14 protein-coding genes and 1 pseudogene are annotated in these 18373 nt (G+C 44.0%); 4 read left to right on the plus strand and 11 right to left on the minus strand.

What is annotated here, in order from left to right:
* Positions 1 to 8: 8 nt before the first annotated feature.
* The 3 genes from QUA70_RS19490 to xseA all read right to left on the minus strand — a co-directional run bounded on the left by QUA70_RS19490 (position 9) and on the right by xseA (position 7147).
* A complete protein-coding gene (locus tag QUA70_RS19490; protein WP_333349337.1) occupies positions 9 to 5387 on the minus strand; it encodes an AAA family ATPase in 5379 nt (1792 codons plus the stop codon).
* Between the two features lie 366 nt (positions 5388 to 5753).
* Positions 5754 to 5981, minus strand: coding sequence for an exodeoxyribonuclease VII small subunit (gene xseB / locus QUA70_RS19495; protein ID WP_190740787.1), 228 nt, complete (start codon positions 5979 to 5981; stop codon positions 5754 to 5756).
* Positions 5978 to 7147 carry an exodeoxyribonuclease VII large subunit gene (xseA, locus tag QUA70_RS19500; protein WP_333349335.1) on the minus strand — a complete coding sequence of 390 codons (1170 nt, stop codon included), beginning with the start codon at positions 7145 to 7147 and terminating at the stop codon, positions 5978 to 5980. Before xseA ends, xseB begins: the two co-directional genes overlap by 4 nt.
* Before the next feature lie 236 nt (positions 7148 to 7383).
* On the opposite strand from xseA, the gene QUA70_RS19505 reads away from it, so the two are divergent.
* A complete protein-coding gene (locus QUA70_RS19505; RefSeq protein ID WP_333349333.1) occupies positions 7384 to 8118 on the plus strand; it encodes a hypothetical protein in 735 nt (244 codons plus the stop codon).
* Here the strand turns inward: QUA70_RS19505 and gmk are convergent.
* The 5 genes and pseudogenes from gmk to QUA70_RS19530 form a co-directional block, all read right to left on the minus strand.
* Entirely contained in the window at positions 8115 to 8684 is a 570-nt protein-coding gene (gmk, locus tag QUA70_RS19510; protein WP_333349331.1) for a guanylate kinase, read from the minus strand. The genes QUA70_RS19505 and gmk overlap by 4 nt on opposite strands.
* A 78-nt stretch (positions 8685 to 8762) precedes the next feature.
* Complete coding sequence (remA, locus tag QUA70_RS19515; RefSeq protein WP_190659785.1) at positions 8763 to 9029, minus strand: extracellular matrix/biofilm regulator RemA; 267 nt, start codon at positions 9027 to 9029, stop codon at positions 8763 to 8765.
* A gap of 971 nt (positions 9030 to 10000) precedes the next feature.
* Positions 10001 to 12103, minus strand: coding sequence for a M3 family metallopeptidase (locus QUA70_RS19520; protein WP_333349328.1), 2103 nt, complete (start codon positions 12101 to 12103; stop codon positions 10001 to 10003).
* Positions 12104 to 12311: 208 nt separating this feature from the next.
* Complete coding sequence (locus tag QUA70_RS19525) at positions 12312 to 13148, minus strand: hypothetical protein (RefSeq protein ID WP_333349326.1); 837 nt, start codon at positions 13146 to 13148, stop codon at positions 12312 to 12314.
* Between the two features lie 836 nt (positions 13149 to 13984).
* Positions 13985 to 15168, minus strand: a pseudogene (locus tag QUA70_RS19530) (NB-ARC domain-containing protein).
* A gap of 243 nt (positions 15169 to 15411) precedes the next feature.
* Here QUA70_RS19530 and QUA70_RS19535 point away from each other — a divergent pair.
* Positions 15412 to 15900 carry a hypothetical protein gene (locus tag QUA70_RS19535; protein WP_333334717.1) on the plus strand — a complete coding sequence of 163 codons (489 nt, stop codon included), beginning with the start codon at positions 15412 to 15414 and terminating at the stop codon, positions 15898 to 15900.
* A 343-nt stretch (positions 15901 to 16243) separates the two neighbouring features.
* On the opposite strand, the gene QUA70_RS19540 is transcribed toward QUA70_RS19535, so the two are convergent.
* Together QUA70_RS19540 and QUA70_RS19545 are read right to left on the minus strand one after the other, a co-directional pair.
* On the minus strand, positions 16244 to 16684 hold the full coding sequence (locus tag QUA70_RS19540; protein WP_333349324.1) for a type II toxin-antitoxin system VapC family toxin: 441 nt from the start codon (positions 16682 to 16684) through the stop codon (positions 16244 to 16246).
* Positions 16684 to 16947 (minus strand): hypothetical protein, encoded by a 264-nt coding sequence (locus QUA70_RS19545; protein ID WP_333410551.1) that lies wholly within the window; start codon positions 16945 to 16947, stop codon positions 16684 to 16686. Before QUA70_RS19545 ends, QUA70_RS19540 begins: the two co-directional genes overlap by 1 nt.
* A 406-nt stretch (positions 16948 to 17353) precedes the next feature.
* Between QUA70_RS19545 and QUA70_RS19550 the strand changes: the two genes are divergently transcribed.
* Positions 17354 to 17629 carry a BrnT family toxin gene (locus QUA70_RS19550; protein WP_333349320.1) on the plus strand — a complete coding sequence of 92 codons (276 nt, stop codon included), beginning with the start codon at positions 17354 to 17356 and terminating at the stop codon, positions 17627 to 17629.
* Complete coding sequence (locus QUA70_RS19555; RefSeq protein WP_106147613.1) at positions 17613 to 17825, plus strand: hypothetical protein; 213 nt, start codon at positions 17613 to 17615, stop codon at positions 17823 to 17825. Before QUA70_RS19550 ends, QUA70_RS19555 begins: the two co-directional genes overlap by 17 nt.
* 249 nt (positions 17826 to 18074) lie before the next feature.
* On the opposite strand, the gene QUA70_RS19560 is transcribed toward QUA70_RS19555, so the two are convergent.
* Complete coding sequence (locus QUA70_RS19560) at positions 18075 to 18356, minus strand: TIGR03792 family protein (protein ID WP_333334710.1); 282 nt, start codon at positions 18354 to 18356, stop codon at positions 18075 to 18077.
* Between the last annotated feature and the right edge of the window lie 17 nt (positions 18357 to 18373).

The raw sequence follows: 18373 nt of genomic DNA on the forward strand, positions 1-18373 counted from the left end.
ACGCCTCCTTAGTCCCGATCGGGTTGAGTGCAGCGCTGTTGATAAATTTGAGCTGCTTTATCTGTAGGATTGCGGCGCAGGCACTCAGCAAATAATCGCTCAGCATCTCTAAGCTTTTGCAAATGGTAGAGTATCAAAGCTTCTTCAAATAGCGTTCTCGTGGCTACCTTGCCCTCATAAGTCTCAGGCGGATCGGCATCGAAAACTTCAAACATCGATACCGCTTTTGATTTTCCCTTAACTTTTACGCGATCGATAAGACGGATAGCATACTGGTTAGAATCTGGCAAAGACTGGAAAGTGTGGTGACTAATTAACATCGAAATCCCATATTGTTTAGTCAAGCTTTCTATCCGCGAGGCTAAATTCACTGCATCGCTAATCACCGTGCTATCCATCCGGTTTTTTCCCCCAACCATACCGAGTATTAAAGAACCTGTATTGATGCCAATACCAATCTTAATCGGCACGTATCCAGAAGCGGTGCGATGTTGATTATATTCGGTAAGACGGTGCAGCATATCAATTCCTGCTTTCACTGCATTATCTGCCTCACCACTAAATAGAGCCATAATTGCATCGCCAATATATTTATCAATAAACCCTTGGTTTTCAGTAATAGCTGGCTCCATGTGAGACAAATAGGAATTAATAAATGTGAAATTGTCTTGAGGGGTCATACTTTCCGATAAAGTTGTGAAGTCACGAATATCGGAAAAGAGTACCGACATCTCCTGTTGAACTTGGTCGCCTACTTTAACCTCAATAATACTTTCTTTATCCAAGAATTGGAGGAATTGACGGGGGACAAAGCGCTCAAAAGCTTGGTTGAGTTCGGTGAGATTATTGTAGAAACGGGCATTTTCAATGGAAATTGCTGCCTGAGAGGAAAGCAGATTTAAGAGTTCTACGCGATCGGAAGTAAAAGCATCTGTGGTTAGATTATTTTCTAAATAGATAATTCCTGCCAGTTTACCTTGATGTTGGAGAGGGAAGCACAAAATTGATTTAGGCTTATGTACTTTGATGTAGGGGGAATTAGCAAATTTAGGGTCATTAGCAGCATCGCTCAAGACTACACTTTCCTGCGTGCGAGCTACATAGTTAACAATTATATGAGAAATTAAAAGTTTATCCCCAGGTTCCCCTACAGACTTGATAGGGATTGACTGCAACACAGTCACGCCATCTTTATCCACAGAGCCTTCAGCTTCAATTAGCAATTTCCCCTTAGTTTCCAAAATCAAGAAGCCCTTTTGCGCTCCGGCATTCTCAATAATAATCCGCATCAATTTTGCCAGTAATTTATCTAGCACAATTTCTTCAGATAGGGTTTGCGAAGCTTTCATGACTGTGGTCAAATCCAGAGCCGAAGAAGTGCTCCTACCAGTTGTGGTAGGCGGCGTAGATAGCTTTGTGCTAAGTGTTCCCCTGTTCGAGGTCTTTCTTTGTAATAACTGAGGATAGCGCGTATCTAAGTCGTTCACTTTGGCTGTTGCACCCCAGTGTTGGTAGCCATAGTGGGCTTCACTCATGTAGAGTTGAGCAATCTTCTCTTTACCTTTACCTAACCAAAACTTAGCTGCTAGTTCATTACCCAAAGCTTCATTCTGGATATAGCCATTCTCACGGGCTGAAGCGATCGCGCGATCGTATAACTCCCATGTCGCTTCTATTTCTTTACCAGAGATGCGAGCTATTTCTGCTTCCACCAACAGGTATTTGTGAAGGAAGTTCTCTGGACAGTTATCTGCCCAAATTTTCATTTTTTGTTGATTGGCTTCTAATGTTTCCCAATATTCCTGCAGTTTTGAGGAGCTGGCGGTTGGATAAAGGGCAGTTAAAGTTAGGGAGTAGTAGAGGTAATGTTCGGCTTGAACGGCTATACCCGTAACAAAAACCAGAGTTTCCTGGCTTTCTCTTGCTTGATTTAAAGCCTTTTCATAATCCCCATAGAAAAATAAGATTTGGGTTTTAAAGATGTTATACGCTGCTACTCCAGGCAGGAAAGTATTTTCCTGCCACATCTGGACGCACTGAATTTCATTGAATTCATCATCACTAAAAGAAAATTTGTTTGGGGTTAATCCCTGCAAATTGAAGAGAAAATGCTGATACAGTTGCTGGGCTTCAGCAAAGATATGATTTTTGATTTGCTTGAGAAAATTCAGATGCTTGCTGGATTCTTCAATAATACTACTAAAATTATCGGAGGCGAGAATTCTTTGTAGAATCAAATTATAAGAATTAGGTCCTATGTAAACATCTCCTGTTTCCACCCCTGCTAGGTATCCCTTTCTCAGAATTGGAATACTTTTCTTAAGATGGCTTCGCCAGGGGCTAGTGTGCGCCCCAAATATATTAAAGACTTTGCAAGCTAAATTAGCATTATTAAACTGCTCCGTCAGCCTCATCGCTAGTTGACCAAATTCATAGCCCACCTTATAGTCAAATAGTCTTGCACCAGCTAGAGTTCCCCAGAGACCATATCCATAAGCTGATTCCTTTGAGCTACCATGTTGAATGGAAAGATTGACCATTTTCAGTGAGCTTAGAGTAAACACATCTTGGTCACTGTAATAAGCAGGCGTAATCATATTCATTAAGAGCTTCATACAGGCTTTTATCTCTGGATTTGTCATTGCTGGGGCATCAATTAGTTCCGCTATATTGATTTTTTCCAGATTGGTTCGGTACAACTGCAACTCAGATTCGATTGATAACAAGATTTCTGATTGGTTGGTTGTAGGTAAATTTAAGCCAAAAGCTTTTAAAGCTTTTGAACCTAGAGAAAGCACTTCTAAATACTTGCCAGTGGTATCATACAACACTAAACAAATGCTATAAATTTCCGCTCTATCAAAATTAGATTTTGCCTGAGTTAAAATGAGGTCAAAGACTTCTTCTGCTTTATTAAAGTTGCCACAGAGATATTCACACTCAGACCTTTCTCGATATAAATTAAAGGTCAGCTCGTAATGCTCGTTCCAAATATTCCCCGGTAAAACTTCTATCCCAGTCAGGAAGTATTGAGCTAAAGCAGCAGCATAAGCCATTGAATCTTTGGCTTTTTTTCCTGCCTCAAGATTCAATTGCGCTAAGCGAATAAGTTCGGATTCATCTGTTATCAATTCTCGCCCTACATTCAGATGATCGACTATCTTAAATATTTTTTCGGGTAGCTCCTCATCTGCTACATTCGCTCGTAACAGCCGACCCATCTGAAGATGTACCGCTTTTTTACGGTCATCATCAATGAGAGCATAAGCTGCCTGTTGTACCCGGTCGTGCGCGAATTTATAGTCTTGAATTAACAGTTCTTCGTTTAACTCGGACGTGGGTAGGATTAACCCTAATTGCACTGCTCTCGTTAGGTCTAGAGAAATTTTGGCTGGTGATTTTTCACAGATGATAGAGAGGGTGCTTAAGTCAAAATCAGCGCCAACACAAGCCGCTAACTGTAAAACCTGCTGAGTAGATTCTGGCAGTTTCTTCAGCTTGCCAATCATTAATTCCACCACATTATCAGTGATGCCTTGTGCTTCAATTTCGGCAATATTCCACTGCCAAAATTTCTCTTGACTTTCTCTCTTAGCAAGGGAAGACTGAGGGAGGTGAAAGGTGAGCAGATTTTCTGTATGCAGAGTTTTCAGAAATTCATTAACAAAGAAAGGATTGCCTCCTGTTTTTCGTACTACTAATTCTGCCAAGGGCTTAACGAAGGAGGTATCACTATGCAGAGTCTCGGCAATCAACTGATTAATATGTTCGTTCTGTAAGGGTGCTAGAGTAATTTGATTAACCATTTTCCCTTCAGAGCGTATCTCTTCAAGAGCCATAATTAATGGATGATTGGGGTTGACTTCATTATCCCGATACGCCCCAATCAAAAAGAGATATTGAGTATTCGCATCCATCATTATCAGTTCGATTAAATTGAGCGTTGCCGAGTCCGCCCACTGCAAATCGTCTAGAAAGATGACTAAAGGATGCTCTTTTGCACAAAATGTCCGAATGAAGTTTTGGAAAACCCGATTAAAGCGATTGTGGGACTCAGCGGGGCTTAATTCTGGGACGGGTGGTTGTTTGCCTATAATCAGTTCTACTTCCGGAATCACTTCAATAATCACTTGTCCATTGGAACCAAAAGCAGCAAGGAGTTTTTCTCGCCAGAGGTTTAGTTGTGCTTCGCTTTCGGTTAACAGTTGGCGCATCAATCCCTGAAAGGCACTGACAAAAGCTGAGTAGGGAATATTGCGCTGAAACTGGTCAAATTTTCCGGAGATGAAATAGCCGCGTTTTTGAGTGATGGGTTTATGAACTTCTGCCACCAATACTGATTTACCGATGCCGGAATAACCTGCCACTAGCATCATTTCAGTTGTGCCTTGACTCACTCGGTCAAACGCTGTTAGTAAGGTTTTAACTTCTGACTCTCGTCCGTAAAGCTTTTGGGGAATTTGAAACTTGTCGGAAATATCCTTAGAACCGAGAGGGAAATCTGCTATAGTCCCATTAGCTTGTAACTGAAAGAGACATTCTTCTAAATCAGCTTTGAGTCCCCAGACACTTTGATATCGTTCCTCTGCCATTTTCGCCATCAGCTTCATGACAATATCCGAAACGGCTTTAGGACAAGGTTCTCCCCCTCTCCCTCTCTCCCCCTCTCCTCCTCCTAAAAGATGAGGGGGTATTGGCTGTTTGGCGATATGACAATGCACCAGTTCCAACGCATCGGTACTTTCAAAAGGTAACTGTCCCGTAAGTAGTTCGTAGAAGGTAACGCCGAGAGAGTAAAAGTCAGTGCGGTAATCTAAAGAACGATTCATTCGTCCCGTTTGCTCCGGTGATATATAGGCTAAAGTGCCTTCTAAAACATTGGGATTTTTCAGCGTAGGATTTTCGCGGGTTAATTGAGTGGAGATACCAAAGTCAATAATTTTGATAATTCCTGTTTCTGGGTTAAAGACGATGTTGGCAGGATTAATATCTTTGTGGATGACATTGGCAGCGTGAATAGTACCTAAAATCTCAGCCGTTCTGATAGCGATGTTGAGAAATTCTGGTAGGGGTGCAATGCCATGCGTCCCTACACGGTCATTCATCAATTGTTTTAAGGATGATGCGCCAAAATCCTCTAAGATAATAACCAAAGTTCTTTGATACGGTTCTAAGGCATAAGGTTTAACCACACCATCTATGTCCAGATTGCGGGTGATTTCATATTCCTGCTTATATCGGGTTAGCTCAAAGGGCGTGGGATAGTCTTGTTTCAGAACTTTGAGAATTACTGTTTTGTGATCTTGTTCTCTAATTCCCCGATACACCAGGGAATTGGCACTTTCGTAAATTTGGGCTAAAACTTTAATTCCAGGAAGTCTAATCATGTTTGGCTCTCGATTTTTGGCAGTTATGAACCTTACGGGGGATGGTCAACGACTGCTGATGGTACTCAATCGCCTTGGCCTAGTTGCCCAGGGAAGCGTAAACATTTCGCCGATTACCCAATGCTGCCCCCTCACTTTAGCGGTCTTTAATCTCTCGCTAGATAATCAATGTCTGTTGACAAGACTCAAGGCTTGTTGAAATTGACTTGTCTCAGCCTACTGAATTTCTCGCTCCAACATAGTATCGCAGCCAACAGGCTAGTATTTTTTCTAATATTCATCTAAGGATAGCCGAAACCCTTGCCGATAGTATGGAGTTCGACAAAACACGCTATTTCATCCGCCTTAATCCCTGTTCACCTGCGCTTAAAAATCGGGTTCCGCAGCCAAAAGCTCGATCGACAAATCCATCTGTTCCTTCCCCCGCGCCAAAAAACTTTCGCACTGCTGCCAACACTCCACAGCCACCCCAAACTGCTCGAAAACCTCCTCTAGAGGCAACTCTCCCGATTCCACCCGATCGATAATTGCTTCAATTCGATCGACCGTTTCCTCATAATTCCAGTCTGACTGGCGCAACTGCGAATCAATCATAACTTTTCTTCCGCATCCAATACTTCTACAATCTTAACTTTCAGCACGCCCCGACTCAACCTCACAGTCAATTCCTCTCCCAATTCCAAACCGTCAGTTGTGCGGACGATCGTACCGTCACTTTGGATTACCGCCGCATAACCCCTTTGCAATACCGCCGCCGGATTCAGTGCGGATAACTTTTCTTGCAATACCTCCAGTTTACCAGTTGCTTGCCGCAAAGTTCGGGAGGTCGCAGGCAAACGTTTTAATCGATTTTGTAACAGTTGCAAATGCTCTTCTTCTGTCTGAAATCTTGCCCGCACAGCACTTGCTAAATTGACCATTCGCTGCTTGTGTTCAAAGTAAAGATCGGCTAAAATTGGTACAGCTTGAGCGGCCGCAGCAGTGGGAGTGTGGGCTCGTTTATCTGCTACTAAATCGGCGAGAGATTCGTCTCTTTCGTGCCCGATACCAGTGATAATTGGAATCGCACAATTGGCGATCGCCCTGACAACTCTCTCATCATTAAAACAAGCCAAATCTTCCGCAGAACCGCCGCCACGCCCTAAAATGATCACCTCCGCCCTACCGTCCAATTCTACCCGGGCGATCGCGCGGGCGATCGCAGCAGCAGCCAATTCTCCCTGCACTCCTGTCGGCGACAGCAACACCCGCAAACCCGGATATCTTTGGGCTAGAGTCCGCTGAATGTCTCCCCAAGCAGCGCCAGTATCGGATGTCACCACCGCCACAATTTGCGGGTGTGCGGGAATCGGGCGCTTTCTGGCGGGATCGAAGAAACCCTCAGCATCCAAGCGCGATCGCAATTGCTGCAACCGCAAAGCCTGCAATCCTTCCCCAGCCGGTAGCGATTGCACAACAGTCAACTGGTACTCGCCGCGATTTTTGTATAGCCGGATGCTTCCCAAAACCAGCAACTGTTCCCCTTTTGCGGGTATTTGCACCAATTTTTGCCGCTGAGAATTCCACACCACGCAGCGAATAGCAGCGCTTTTGTCGGTGTCGCACAGAGTGAAAAAGCAGCCGCTGGGGTGGTGCGAAACGTTCGACACCTCGCCTGTCAGCCAAACTGATTGCAGGTTGCGATCGCCCTCCAACAAGTCTTGCAGGTAAGATGTTAGTCCGGCAACAGATAAAGCTGTATCGGGAAGAATTGAAGTCATCCAATTTTAGATTTTAGATTTTAGATTTTAGATTTAGGCTACTATCAATGCTTCGGACAGTGTGTGATTGCCAAGCGTCAAATAAGGGTTTCAGGGCGATTGTGAAATCTCCTTCATAACGGAAAATCAATGGTTTCCGACTAGGATCTCAAAATAGTCCGGACTATTGTAGTATATCTAAGGTAATTTATTTGTAGGCTGAGCGGGCGATCGTAATTTTAACTGCAAACAAACTAATGATATCAGATACAATGACTTCGATGAATGTGCTGCGCCAAGAGGCTGCGGCGATCGGCATTACTGAGGAAGAAGCCAGAAAATATGGCGACCTCCGACATAAAAGAACTTGGTCTTTGGCGATCGAACATCACCTCTCAATGCAAGATTTTGCCGATCAAATAGAAACATCCTTCACAACTTCCGAACCCGATTCCTCCAGCGCACTCAACCACTCTCAGACTGCGGAGTCGAAAGACTATGGTATTCAGCTAACTGCGAACCTAGGGGAATCTAGAGTAACCAGGGAGAACCAAACAGCATCTCTTGCTTCGCTACAACAGCAAGCAGTAGCAATCGGGCGATCGCACGGTAATTCCGACCACCGCAGCGACCAAAACCGAGGTTTTAAACAAGTAGTTCAAAATCATATTAAAGCATTAACAATTGCATCCGCCTCCCGCACAAATCTGCCCTATTCACAACTGGGCAATTGGGTTTGTCCTGAGTGTGGGCCGGAGGGCGAATTGGATTGTTACCTTTGTGCCGGAGAAGGCAATGTAAGGGACATTGCAGCTATTGGCTGGACGCTAGCTTATATGGAAATGTTGGGCTGTTCTGCTCGCGAAATTGAACCGTTGAGAAAAATTTCGCCTTCCTCTAATATTCTGGAATTGAATTTAAAAGTTTGTGTTGCTATCAAACAAAGTAGCGAAGTTTTAGCCAGGACGAAGAAATGGGTAATTAGTCATTAGTTACCTGAAAGCTCAACCAAATTAAGTATTGATTCTAGCTTTTTCAAAGCAACTTCCAAATCCTCATTAACAACTTGGAAATCGAATTCCCCTGCGGCTTCAATTTCCTCTTTAGCCCGCACCAACCGACGGGCGATCGCACTTTCGGAATCTTGACCCCGACTCCGCAGGCGCCGTTCCAATTCTTCCCAAGAAGGAGGTAAAATAAAAATTCGCAGCGCCTCTGGAAAATTATTCCTAATTTGCCTAGCTCCTTCCAACTCAATTTCGAGGATTACCCATTTTCCCTCACCAATTCCTTGCTTGAGACCAAAATAAGGAGTACCGTAAAAATTACCGGCAAACTCGGCCCATTCCGCCAACTCTCCAGCCTCAACCATTTGTTCAAAGCGGCTGCGGCTGACAAAATAGTAGTGCTGTCCCTCAATTTCTCCCTCACGGGGCGATCGAGTTGTCACCGATACCGAAAGATACAATTCGGGATGGCGATTGAGGAGCGATCGTACTAAGGTGCCTTTCCCCACACCGCTAGGCCCCGTCAGAACAATTAATTTACCAGATTTCATTTTTAGAAGAGAAACGTGTAACAATTTAAGTTTCTGCTTACTCTAAACTGTAAGCGCTCAAATTGCAACTAACAAACCTCAATCATCCCGACTTTGACCGTCTTTGCTGATCACAAAACGATTAGCAACCGTTTCCGGCTGAATCGCCGAGAGGATGACGTGACTCGAATCTGTAATAATTACCGCTCTCGTGCGGCGGCCGTAAGTTGCGTCAACCAGTTGTCCCCGCTCCCGCGCATCAGTAATAATTCGCTTAATTGGCGCTGACTCGGGACTTACAATGGCAATCACTCGATTAGCAGACACAATGTTACCAAAACCGATATTAATTAATTGAATATCCATGAAAATCTTAATCTGTAGGTGAACGATGGACTATTAACCCTTACTTTTTATCATATAATATACAAAAATTTTTTGAGAATTATCAAATTAATTCCCAATAAGTTTTTTAGTTTTTACCTAAAATTTTTACCCTTTTGACGCCGAGTACCCCGTTCTTTATCAAAAATTTAAAAAAGACTCGCTGTTGCCGCTCTATCTTAAAGATTTGGTAAAAGCGTCGATTTTGAGTTGCAAATAAAAGCATTCGCTGTATCGAAAAAATAGCCCGTAAATGTTGCGAAATATAAAGTTAATTTCCGGGACAGGGAAAGTTAAGTATAATTAGTGTTAAATGACAACAAATATTCGCAAATGCTGCTTGGATGAGCCTTCAACCTAAACTAAAAGCTGCTGGCGATCGCACTTTCTGCGCGATTTTCCACCAAAAGATGGGGGATGATGTGCCAAACTACAGATGTTTATTGCATGATGTTCTACAATAAAATGGGTTTGTAGTGAAAATTTTAGTCCTATTAATACCCATAAAAAAAGTGTTGCTAGAATTATCAATTTTATAACTATTATCAAAATTTGCCGAGTCCCGCACCGGACACGGCATTGCCGTTTCCCTACAGATGGTAACACGATTATATGTAGCAATAGTTTTTGGGATTAGTATAAAAATCTGAGCGCTTTAGTTTTTACTAGAAACATTTTGAATTAAGCACAAGTTAGGCAAAAAGTGGTTTTACGCATGATATGAATTCCTGTTGCATTGGAATGGAATGATTAAACCGCAGAGAGCACAGAGAACAGAGAGATATAATTCCGATGCTACCGGATTTGATATGTATTATAGCGGTAAGACTTCATCCACACCGCACCCTATACATACAGGATATGTGCAAATTTTCTTTAACAAAAAACAGGGATTAATGCAGATAAATTCATCCGCATTAATCCCCAGTTATTCCACAGTAGATTAAGCCAGATTAAGCCGCAACTAAACCGCTGTGTCTCAACAAAGCTTTAGTGCTCGGTTCGCGTCCCCGGAAAGTTTTAAACACTTCCATCGGGTGCAAACTCCCGCCCAATCCTAATACTGTATCTCGGAAGCGCTTACCTGTAGAGGCGATCGCACTTTCATCTTCCAAACCCGCTTCCTCAAACGCCGCAAAAGCATCAGCGCTGAGCACTTCCGCCCATTTATAACTGTAATACCCCGCCGCATAGCCACCCGCAAAAATGTGTCCGAAAGCGCACAAAAATGCGTCTTCTTCCAGAGGAGGCAAAACAGTGGTAGTTTTAGCGATGCGGTTGCGGACATCGGCTACAGTTTCGCTGCCGCCCGATCGATAGCGGTGGTGCAATTCGATATCAACGCTGCTAAAATGTACTTGCCGGAGCATAACGCTGCCGCTCATGTAGTGGCGCGCTGCTAGCAGTTTTTGATAGTAGTGTTCCGGCAAAGTTTCCCCGGTTTCGTAATGCTTTGCCATCCCGAACAAAGTCGCGCGATCGTAACACCAATTTTCCATAAATTGACTGGGCAATTCCACTGCATCCCACTCAACATTATTGATGCCCGAAGCCCCCGGATAGTCTACCGTTGTCAGCATATGCTGCAAACCGTGACCGAATTCGTGAAACAAAGTTTCGACTTCCAAGAAAGTCATTAAACTCGGTTTGCCGTCAACCGGAGGACTTTGGTTGCACACCAAATAAGCCACCGGCAACCGCGTAGCTGTTTTTCCCGCTTCGACAAATTTAGCGCGCACCACGCACTCGTCCATCCAAGCACCGCCGCGCTTTTCTTCGGGGCGGCTGTAGGGGTCTAAATAGAAATTGGCGATCGTATTTCCCGCTTCATCGTCTATTTGGAAATAGCGCACATCTTCGTGCCAGACAGGAGTTTGACCGTCCGCCGCAGTTACTGTCACGCCGAACAGCCGTTTTACTAATCCAAATAACCCCTCTAATACCTGTGGCAAAGCAAAATAAGGCCGCAATTCTTCGGCACTAAAAGCAAACTTTTCTTCTCTGCGCCGTTCCGACCAAAAACCTACATCCCAGTGCTTCAAATCTCCAGCTTCCGGCGCGCCTTTTTCGGCAGCAAAAGCTTTCAATTCTTCTAAATCTTTGACAGCAGCATCATAACTAGCTAAGCGCAATTCTTCTAACAAAGCTTCCACTGCTGTCACGTCGGGAGCCATTTTGCTCGCCAAGCTCAATTCGGCATAACTGCTAAATCCGAGCAAAGCAGCTTTTTCGTGGCGCAAAGCTAAAATGCGATCGGTCAACGGCCAGTTATTCAATTCTCCGCTACTTGCTCTGCCGATAAAAGCTTTGTACAACTTTTCGCGCAAGTCGCGGCGGGTGCTGTGCTGCATGAAAGGGCCGTAACTCGGAAAGTCTAAAGTAATCCGCCAAGGGCCGTTTTCGGCATCCGCATTTTCTTCGCCCGCGCTGCGAGCGGCTTGAGCTGCTAAACTCAACAAACTCGGTGGCAAACCGTCAATTTCATCTTTGTTTGTGAGGGTGATGCTGAATGCTTTGGTAGCGTCGAGGACGTGATTGGAAAATTGGGTAGTAATTTCCGCCAATTCTAATTGAATGGCATTAAAACGCTCTTTTTGCTCGCCTTCTAAACCGACGCCGGAGAGTTGGGCGTCTCGGACAGCGGCTTCGACAATTCGCTTTTGAGCTGACTCTAAGCTGTCCCAATTTTCGCTAGCCCGCAGCGCTTTAAAAGCTTCATAAAGCGGTTTGCTTTGACTGAGCTTGCTCCAAAATTTTACTACTTCCGGCTGCACTGTTTCGTGAGCCGATCGCAGTTCCGGGCTATTTTTCACGCCCATCAAATGTCCGACAATGCTCCAGCTCCAATTTAAACGCTCTCCGAGTCGCTGCAATGGTTCTACTAAGCCGCTCCAAGTCGGCTCTACAGACGATTCTAAGTCAGCTAGCGAGGCTTCTAGTTCGGTCAGCAGTTGGGTAACAGCGGGGACTACGTGTTCTGGTTCGATCGCGTCAAATGGGGGCAATCCTTGACCGATTAGTAACGGGTTATCAGCAATAGTTACGGTTGCAGTCATTTAATTTTCTTGTAACAGGTTGAAAACAGGTGAACTAGACAGATTAGCTTTTCATTTTGTAACACAGTTGTCCAAAAATTTGGACTCGATCGGGCGACAGTCGGAGAGTGTCTGAGTGTCTCAGTGTCCGAGAGAAAAAATCTTCCTTCTGACTGATGACTAATGACTGCTGACTAATGACTGATGACTAATGACTGCTGACTAATGACTACTGACGGTTCTCTGCTGTGTGCTGCAACTCCTTGACAACCGTGATTAAGCGCTTGAGGTGAGGTTTGACAACTTCTTGCTGCTCGTGTTCCAAACGGTGGATTTGAGCTTGGACTATCGACAAATCCGCAGTTGATTGGTGCGCGGGAACTTGCAGTTGGCTTTGCAAATTGGCCATGACTTTCTGGATTTCCAAAAATCGAGTATTTACTACTTCCCAATCGTCTCTGGTGATAGAAGTTTCTACCAAGCCTTGCGTCGCGCTTTGCAGTTGCTCTATAGCCTGTTCTACAGCTTGGAGATGCGCCTGTTGGCCAACCGATAAATCTTGCAGTTGTTCGCTCACCTGCTGGCGGACATCGAGCACAGCAGACGCTACGATTTCTTGCAAAGAAGCTACCGACTCTCCTAAACTCAGCAACTGCCGCTGGATGTCGATCGACTCCTCAACAGCCTCATGCCTAGGCAGTGCAGCCATTTGCTGGCGCAGCGCTGCAATATCTGCAGACAACTGCTTGCGTAATTTAACAATTACCGTCACGGCCGTTTTTTCGACCTTATTTACAGACTTTTGGACTTGGGCCATTTCCGAATTTTGATGCACCCGCACTTGCTGCTCGAATCGATACCGGTTAGCAACATTCAGCGACAAAGCCAAAGTTAGGGGAGCCACCCCGTAAAAAGCTTGACCCGACACTGCCACCGCCAGGGAACCCACACCAGAGGCCGCCAGAGAGGCGTACTCTGCCAGCTCGAGCCAGTGCCTTTGAGGAAAACTTGGTCTCAAGTGGTTTGCAACAGAGGGTTTTGGCTTCCGCACGGCTCTTTGGGTCATAGTATTTGCTCGTTGTTGGTAAGGTTGCGCGACTGGGTGGAGCATCGATTTCTATCCTTTTTTCAGTTATATGTTTTAGATTATTTCTTGGCACTCTTCTATTTTTACCTTTGTGAGTAAGTTAAGGATGACTGCCATATTATTATGTATTTGGGAGCCTGTGACGATCGCCCCTAATTCCGGCTGTTAAAAGGTTCGCCCCAACGCGCCCTCTATTTTACAGGAGTTAGCGCCATCGGGTTCGGGCGATCGACAATAGCTGCCCGGGCTAACCGAAAAATGCCTAAGACTATTTTAGAGTTTAGATTTTAGATTAAAAGTTAAAAAAATGCGACCTACTGAGCGCGATCAGGATTTGGAGCGTGTCTGGAGTTGCCTTTTTGTTCGCGCATTGGTATAAAATTTACACTTTCTCAATTGCCCCTCTCAAATTTACTGCAAAAATTGACCAATGAACTCAGAAAAACGCGGAATTGGCGATCGGCTAAAGTCTATTTTCAGTATCGCCATCTTTATCATTCTCATACTAGGAGTAGGCTTTTTAAGCGTGAATTTTATTTCAGCTCTCTATGCAAAATTTTCTTAAAATTAGGATTTACGCATGGGGTTCATAAACCTGGTTTTTTTACAAAAATACTTCGTCGCAGCCCGCAGACTCGGTAAAAAACCCGGTTTCTTTGGTATTTATGCGTCCAGGACTAATTTGGTTATAACTGAGATGTTGCACCATTGTCAATAAGCTTTTTAGGAACAGGCAAGATGCCTGTTCCACAAGAAAATTCACTCTTTGTGGAACAGGCATCTTGCCTGTTCTTGAGAATAGTGCAAGATGTGAGTTATAACCCTTTGATATATTGCTTCAGTACAGGTGGCAAAGTGTAAAGACTTTCCTGTTTTTCGATCAAACAGCTATTAATAAGTCATTCGCGCCGATTCCCAACTCTTGAATCAGAGTCGCCACGCTTTTTAACCAGAAGGGGTTGCCTTGGTAGCCCTGAATGAGTGTTTCCCAGTTGTCTAGTTCTGCTAATCCTTTATTTCTGAGTATTTCCCGTGCGGCCGCGGTGTCTAAACCAGTGAGTTGTAAGGTACGAATGGGAGTATTTTCGCTTGTGAGTTGAGGAACTTCTTTCGGTGGTTCCCAACCGATTAGCAGAAAGCAACTTTGATGGGATAATTTTTCTATCTGTTTGAATAGGGAGCGATATTCTTCGTATTCTGGTTTATATTTTCCTGCCAATTCGCCGCTACAGAAAAGGTTGTGAACGTCATCTAAGACTACTAAACAGCGATGGCTTTGTAAATACTTAATCAGCGGTAAGCGTTTCTGGTTTGTTAGGGATGAATCTAGATTTTCGGAATTGGAAAAAAGCTGTATTAGGTTAGATTGAAATTTATCGATGGTGGGGAATTCGTCTAGTGTGAACCAAGCTGCGTATTCAAACTCGTCTTTGATTTGTTGTACGAGTTGTACTGCTAGGGATGTTTTGCCGATACCGAGTCGGCCGGTGATGGTGATGAGGCGGCAGTTTTGTTGTAGAATCCAGGTTGTGAGGGTGTTAAGAGAGGGGGTGCGATCGAAGAAATTACCTAACTCCGGCATTTCGCTTAAATCTTGATGCAAAGTTTTGGTTTGTTTTGGATTAGATGTTTCCTGATTTGGTGGCTGTGAGTTTGGAATATCTGGCGGGTCTCTGTTTTCTCCACAAAAATTAACGAAGCCTATTTGCACAGAGTCTTGTGCAGAATGTGAAACTATCGAGACTTGCAACCTCTCCATTGCCGATCGTAAATTTGATTTACTGATATCTTCTCCCAACTCTTCTGAAAGTATTTGCCACAATTCCGATCCCACTTTCCGAACACTACTTTCCGAACAATCAAAGTCTTTGGCTATGTGCTTGTATGTCTCACGTTCTAGAGTCCCCCGGAGTACCGCTGCTTGTAAATCGTCAAGGTGTTGACCCGTTTTCTCAAAGATTATGCGATCGGCGAGATTTAACATTTCTTTAAGATTCATCGGAGCGAGGGATGTGAGAGCTGTGTGTATTATAGCTCACCTTTGTCTGCTTTTGAGAACTTTTTTGTACATTTTTCTACACAAATAGATCGAAGAGAGTGAAACTGGGGAAATTTTGTATACTAAATTGAACATTTTTTTACTAAATCAATCCCTGATTTATAATACCATAGAAGAAGTAATAAGGAGCAAAGCAGAGACTAACTGCTTGCCATTTTATACCTTTTCGCCTATTAAATAACTATGAAATCGAAGTTGGTTCTAAAAGCTTACCTTACAGCAGGTATCTCAATTCTCAGCATTATTCCAGCCTCAATTGCTTATGCTGGCAATGGTGTTCCTGACTACATCATCGAGTATCAAGGAAAGCCAGCTATTGCAGTCTTTGAAGATGTTAAACAGTCCTATGCACTTGGTTGCCCACGCTTCAGAAATCTTTGGAGTCGAGTTCCTGTTCAACGGACTGTTAATTCTACTTTGTTTAACCAGATTATGAGTGTTAATCCTGTAGTCGCTGACATCCCTTGTAATGGTTCAGTCGATCCATATGCCCCAGCGGGTGAACCTGGTGCATTGGTAATTCGTCATCGTGACGGTCAATACTATAGGCATTACGTTAATAGCATTGAGTTTGTAACAGCGGTTGGCGGTGGAGACTCGATTAAAATCGGTAGAGAGGAATTCTACAACCGCTTCCCAAATCGCGGTACTGATTTCCGTTTAAAAAGATAGGCATTAAACACTTGCTGTTATATGCCTGTGGTGTCAGCAGTGACTCCGACTTAAAAAAACTTGGGGGAGCTACTAAAGTTGAGAACTTGCCAAAGGGCGATCAGGCTGGTACTCAGAGAAGCTGGCAGGGAACTTGTCCTGATAGAGTCTAAACTATTTTTTCAACCCGGAGCGATCGCCCTTTCTTGTTTCTGATGATCCATAGACTAAAATAAAAGAGCGATCGCCCTTACTATTTTTTCAGCCCGATGCGATCGCCCTTTCTTTTTTCAGATGACCGATCGCCTAAAATGAAAGAACGATCGCATGAAACCAATGCAGCAATTATCTGTTGTCAATTGCATTACGGCTCCATCTCTGGCATTTCTCCACCAACAGCTACCAACCCCACATCACAGCGAGTTGCCGCTTCCGCCAAGCGATTATCAAGAGTTGCGATCGGCAATTCCAATCGTAGTGCTAACTCCAAATAAGCTGCATCATAAGCACCTAAACCTTCTTGTCTTCCTAGCACCAGAGTTGACGATAGTGCGCTGCTATCCGTGGCTTCGTCAACCTGAATTAAAAGTGATTGTAACAAAGCAATAGCTATCTCAGATTGCTCGGTTGTCATGCGGTTGCGTCGCTCGGCAACCAGGAGAGTATTAGCAACTTCTAGTGACCAGATGCCTGGTACAAATGCTTCGCAATCTGGCATCATCGCGAGTATAGCATTGGCATAATCGTTATCTTCATCGACTAAGCACGAACTAATGACTACAGAACAATCCAATACAAACTGCATTAAAACCTGCGCCCTTCTTCAATCATGGAACGGATTGAGCTTTTATCCAAGGCAATTTCTTGCCGCAGTTGTAGCATTCCCGCAATTGCTGCTTGAATTGATTTTTTAGTAGTCAGTTTTCCCCAAGCGTTATACTTCGGTTTAATTTCCTCGGATGGTAGACTCTGTACAACTACTACCACTTCAACAGAAGTATCTTTAAACTCAGTGGGCATTTGGAGAAGCAATATGCCATCGGTTCCAATATGCGAGATCAGTTTCATTGTTTCCATGTCAGACTCCAGAAACTTTGAGCAATTATAGTTTACCTCAAAACTGTTCAGCAAAGCAAATACTAAACAGTGCAAGGCTTGCACAGATAGCGATCGCCCTTTCTTGTTTCTGATGACTGATCGCGTAAAATGAAAGAGCGATCGCCCCTCACACCAAATACCAAACACTGCGATGATTGTACGGGTGGCGATCGCCCGATCGAGGTGAAGGAATCCCAGCCGAGAAAGCGATGACAGCGCTACAGCAGCAGTTCAACATTCCTCAGAGTCTATGAGTTCCTAGAAGTCAGTCACATTGACATTTTTGATTTTCGCCATTTTGCCCTAAATAGTAAAATAGACCAGTAAGCTAGGCAATTACCAACCTCCCTCTTCTGCTTGAGAGTAGAATAGATCTATGAAGTTTCAGTGGGACTCAAGCAAAGCGAGTAGTAATGCCAAAAAGCATGGTGTGTCTTTTGAAGAAGCTGTCACTGTCTTCGGAGATCCACTGGCTATTACAATTTCTGACCCTAACCACTCTGTAAGTGAGTTCCGTCTTTTAACGATCGATCAGTCAAATTTACAGCGCCTTTTTGTTGTGTCCCATACAGAACGAGAAGGTGAAGTGCGTTTAATCAGCGCCCGTTTAGCCACCCGACAAGAGAGAAAAAGCTATGAGTCAGGAACCTGAAGTAACAATTAATGACGAGATGAGACCTGAATACGATTTTTCAGGTGGTGTCCGTGGCAAATACTATGAAGCCTATATGAAATCAAGTAATGTTGTGATTCTCGATCCAGACGTAGCAGAAATATTTCGAGACTCAGCTTCTGTCAATGAAGCGTTGCGATTGCTGGCAAAAATTGCCAAGTCTGTCACTGTCTAGGTAGCGCACACCGCACAACAAATCAGATCCGAAAGTTTCCAGGTTATCTGTGGTTGCATAGGTGGAAAGCAAGGGGTGGCCCGATCGCCCCTAACAGGAAATACCAAACACTGCAATGATTTTACCGAGAGCGATCGCCCTTCACACCAAATACCAAGTCGATGTCTGCGGTACAATCAAGGTAAAACTCATGATTAATCTTTCAAAAATTAACACGCTCAACTGACTGCTGACTAACTAATGCAAAAACTAGCGAACTTGATATTCGCGACTTTCGGCGATCGCAATTTGCAAATCGCCCATTTTGGCATCCAACTCATCGATTGTGCTTTGTGGCACCGACTTCCACTTCTCCCTAGTTTCCCAGCGAATCAACATCACCACCTCATTTTCCACCGGATCTACCCAAATTTCTTTGCCTAAAAAACCGTCCCAACTTTTTAGTCCCGCCGTCCAAACTTCCTGATCTCTCTGAATAAACTGCTCCCACTTTTCTTGAGGTACTTTAAATTTGAGCCACTCAATTACCATCTTATTTCCTATTTGTA

The organism is Microcoleus sp. LAD1_D5 (assembly GCF_036702115.1).
GTDB lineage: Bacteria > Cyanobacteriota > Cyanobacteriia > Cyanobacteriales > Microcoleaceae > Microcoleus.